General features: G+C 40.4%; 7 protein-coding genes. 4 read left to right on the top strand and 3 right to left on the bottom strand.

What is annotated here, in order from left to right; translation table 11 throughout:
• From DFR44_RS11080 to DFR44_RS11070, 3 genes are all read right to left on the bottom strand, one after another.
• Positions 1-1,022: ABC transporter permease (locus DFR44_RS11080; RefSeq protein ID WP_133621630.1), on the bottom strand; the 1,022-nt coding region annotated here is incomplete at its 3' end.
• Between the two features lie 22 nt (positions 1,023-1,044).
• Complete coding sequence (locus DFR44_RS11075; RefSeq protein WP_133621629.1) at positions 1,045-1,395, bottom strand: hypothetical protein; 351 nt, start codon at positions 1,393-1,395, stop codon at positions 1,045-1,047.
• A gap of 54 nt (positions 1,396-1,449) precedes the next feature.
• Positions 1,450-2,058 carry a recombinase family protein gene (locus tag DFR44_RS11070; RefSeq protein WP_133621628.1) on the bottom strand — a complete coding sequence of 203 codons (609 nt, stop codon included), beginning with the start codon at positions 2,056-2,058 and terminating at the stop codon, positions 1,450-1,452.
• A gap of 377 nt (positions 2,059-2,435) precedes the next feature.
• Between DFR44_RS11070 and DFR44_RS11500 the strand changes: the two genes are divergently transcribed.
• The 4 genes from DFR44_RS11500 to tnpB all read left to right on the top strand — a co-directional run bounded on the left by DFR44_RS11500 (position 2,436) and on the right by tnpB (position 3,649).
• On the top strand, positions 2,436-2,621 hold the full coding sequence (locus tag DFR44_RS11500) for a hypothetical protein (protein ID WP_162845259.1): 186 nt from the start codon (positions 2,436-2,438) through the stop codon (positions 2,619-2,621).
• Positions 2,622-2,681: 60 nt separating this feature from the next.
• Positions 2,682-2,804: a hypothetical protein gene (locus DFR44_RS11730; RefSeq protein WP_281275640.1), complete on the top strand. Its 123-nt coding sequence runs from the start codon at positions 2,682-2,684 to the stop codon at positions 2,802-2,804.
• Positions 2,805-2,951: 147 nt separating this feature from the next.
• A complete protein-coding gene (tnpA, locus tag DFR44_RS11065) occupies positions 2,952-3,314 on the top strand; it encodes an IS66 family insertion sequence element accessory protein TnpA (protein ID WP_425459570.1) in 363 nt (120 codons plus the stop codon).
• Positions 3,311-3,649, top strand: coding sequence for an IS66 family insertion sequence element accessory protein TnpB (gene tnpB, locus DFR44_RS11060; RefSeq protein ID WP_133621626.1), 339 nt, complete (start codon positions 3,311-3,313; stop codon positions 3,647-3,649). The genes tnpA and tnpB overlap by 4 nt, the downstream gene beginning before the upstream one ends.
• The last annotated feature ends 214 nt before the right edge of the window (positions 3,650-3,863 follow it).

Genomic DNA, 3,863 nt, shown 5'->3' with positions numbered 1-3,863 from the left:
ATTAGTGCCCCTTGAATCATAAAAATATGCATGATACTGCGGCGCGATGCACCTTGTGTTCGCAAAATGGCAATGTCTGCCTGCTTATCATTGACAGTCATAACGAGCATAGAAACTAAGCTAAATCCACCCACGATAGTAATAATGAACAAGATAATTGAAATCATGACTTTAAAACTTTGCAATTCGGAAAACCACGCGGGATTAATCGAAGTCCAATCTTGTGTGAGCACAGGTTGGCTGGCGTTGTCTTCAATCCAACGACTGACCGTTTTGGCTTGATCCATGTCTTTGAGCTTTACTCGCAAGCCCATATTGCCTTCATGAAATAATTTTTTGGCATCGTTAACATGAACATAGGCGAAAGATTTATCTATTTCAAAATGTCCTGTATTTAAGATACCAACCACATTAAAGGAAAACAAACGCGGGGACTGCTCGTTAGTATGAAAATTCGTTTCAGGCATCAACAAAGTTACAGGTTCACCTAATGAAAAAGTATCTTTTTTAATTTCTAAACCAAGCCGACGAGCCAATTCAATACCCAAAACAATATTAAACTCGCCCTCTTTCAAGTCATCCAAACGACCTTGAATGATTTTTTTCGGCACTTCAGAGACTTTACCCTCCTGCATTGGGTCGATTCCTTCGACCTTCACCCCAACCATCTCGCCATCTTGCAAAAAAATAGACTGGCTACTCATGTAGGGGGCAATACCAACCACCTCTTTATTTTTTTCAATACTTTGAGACAGCGTCAACTCCCAGCCAGCGGGCGAATCAGGTGCAGGATAGACTTGTACATGAGGCACGACCGACAACATTCGTTCCCTCACTTCGCGTTGAAAACCATTGGTAACGGACAACACAATAATTAACGCAGCAACACCTAAAAATATCCCCAATATTGATAATGCAGATATAAAAGAAACAAATCGATTATTAGATTTAGAACCTAGACCTCGCGTGTATCCCCAACCCAAGAAAAATTCAAAATTATTTTTACAAAACCTCTTGTTCATCTTTATATCGCCTTGAAAAAAGTCACCGATTTTTCATAATCGAAAAATAATCTATAATTGCTGCTAACAGAGAAAAAGTTAGCGAAAAAAGAACCAATGCAACTATTCCCAGCATAAGGTTTTCAAACGGTAAAAAACCAAAAACAACAAGTATGGTATAGAAAACCATAAATAAAGTAGCTTTGGTAGACATAGCTAAAAACTCAACCATGTAAAGTTTTAAAAACCTAAACGGTACAACTTGCTTGCAACTCCACAAATCACTTTTCCCCCACCAGAAGAAACGGGACTCATAAGAAAAGTTAAGGAATAAAACTGAAAAAATATGGCCCCAAAACCAACCTTCAGGTTTTTTAAGTTCAGTGTGACTCATGAAAATCCTTTTTATAAAGATAGATTGCGGAAAAAATTGCCATAAATTAACGCATTAAAGATTGTTAATGCGATTGCGTTTTACAATATCTAAAACCGTGTTCTTACTTATATTTAACATCAGACCAACTTGTCGGTAAGAGTGTCCATTCTCAACTAATTCTAAAACCTTTGGGGCTAAGCTATCGGATTTAAAACGCTGCCCCTTGCGTCGACCAAAAACGACACCACGAGCTTGAGCTTCCAAAATACCTGAACGTACCCGCTCACTTAACAAATCACTCTCAAAATCAGCTAAAGCCGACATCATAGAGGACATTAACTTGCCCTCTGACGATTCCAAGTCAAATTGCAAGCCGTTTTGCGCCATTAAAGACACTCCACAGTTGTTCAGTACTTGTACAGAAGCTGTTAAATCCATTATGCTATTGCACCAACGACTTAACTTTTTTACTAGTATGACATCAATAGAACCCACTTTTGCTAATGCCATTATGTTATTCCGCTGCATGTACTGATTGCTTTTTTCTGAAACCGCTTCTTTCCATACACCAACAACATCATAACCACAGCATTCCGCATACAAGCGTAAATCAAGCACCTCTTGCTCGCAAGATGTTTCGATAGAGGATAAACGGCAATAAATAGCTACTTTTCGTCTCAATTAAGCTTCTTTTTAAAAAACATATAAAAACGTCCCAAATATAATGCGCTATATTTGGGACTAAATTATAACATTCAATAAGAATAAACTCTAATTTAAGAATCACTCTTAAATTAGAGCTGGAAACAATATTTCAATACATTATCGATCAGACCTATGTGTGTTGTGGCGCGAGTAAAATTGACCATCTGTGCGCGTTGAAATTTGACCAGGGGGATAAAAGCGCAAATTAAATTGCGCTTGTGGATAAGTTTATCAAAACGAGCTGTTTTTAGTGGATTACCTGGTCAATTTTGAACGCTATTTCATACCCTTTGATGGTCAGATTTTAACGCGCCGCAACAGGTAAGCCATCTAAAACATTTAAGACTTTTGAGTTGTTTTTAGAATTTCTGAATCAAAAAAAACTTGAGAACCCTAACTATTTTGATAGTATTTCAGAAAATGATGGTCTGTACACTGTGGGATTAGTGAAAGTAAGAACAGGAGCAAAGGCACCTAAAGTCACACCAGAAATTGAAGAGATTTTTCTGGTAAATGGTGTCATGCCTGTAATAGATTAGTAAACAATGATATGGACTATATGGTCGCCTCCAGTTTTGCAAGTAAAAAGTAACATGTGTATGGCAGGTTGGTCGGCTGGTGTCAAAGACTTGTTCACACGTGAAATTGTAGGCTACGCCATTGACAAACGCATGACGACAGAGTTGTGTTTGTCGGCTTTGAATAGTAAGCGTAAAGTCTAGCCACCCAGAAATCAATTGACTATTCGAATTGGCAACAGCTCATCAATCCTAAAGTTTTGTAAGCGTCTGGCGCAGCCATCTTGAAAGAGTCCAAATGACGTGAGATATTGTGCGCTCTAAAAATCAAAGGAGCGTACATTGAAGCCAGTGCATCAGAACCCGACACGCGGGATGCCCAAAGACAGCTATCGGGCAATATGGGTCAACCGAGTCAAAGAATGGCAAGCGAGTGGATTGTCACAAGTTGAATATGCCAAACGCCAAGGCTTGTCGCGCAAACAGCTATCGCAATGGGTCAATAAGGTTCGTCAGAACAAAGTCCCACAATCGAATGGCGGGTGCAAACAATCGTCTATTCAACCTGCCTCTATTATTCCAGTACGTGTTCAAGCCAATCATAGTCCGTCCGCTGGGCAAATGAAACTTGTGCTCCATAGCGGCATCATACTCGAATGTTCGTATCCACCACAAGCGGTATGGTTGGCTGAATTGCTCAAGAGTTTGGCATGATTCACTGTGAATCATTGCTGTGTGTTATTGAGCCGATGGACATGCGTCGCGGAGCTGATGGTTTGTCGACTTGGTTACAAAGCCAATTGGGTCGGATGCCTGATGCGGGCACTGCATTCATTTTTAGTAACCGCAGGCACACGCGCATTAAGATTGCGGTGTGGGATGGTAACGGTGTTTGGCTTTGTATGCGTCGTTTGCATCAAGGTTCGTTCGTTTGGCCGCGTGTTGGTGACTCGACTTTTGAGTTGTCTGTAACAGAATGGCAGTGGTTGATTCAAGGTGTGGATTGGCAACGCCTCACGACACAATTGCCTGACGGTTGGCGTTTATAAAAATAGGGTTTTAAGTGATATCATGGTGGCACATGAATTACAATCACATCATGATAAACGCACCTGCCAACGCCTCAACAGGTTCTGTTGCGTTGACTGTTCAAGGGCTATAATTCTGCGGTTATCGAATTAAACTTGGAGTATATAAAACAAAGCGCACTAACCTCTCAAAAGTCTGCGAGTCAGCAAACCCTGTAAATCGCGACGAGTATCG

Source organism: Hydromonas duriensis (genome assembly GCF_004363775.1).
Classification (GTDB): Bacteria; Pseudomonadota; Gammaproteobacteria; order Burkholderiales; family Burkholderiaceae; genus Hydromonas; species Hydromonas duriensis.
The sequence above is the reverse complement of the archived record's forward strand: the minus strand, read 5'-3'. Positions and strand labels throughout refer to the sequence as shown.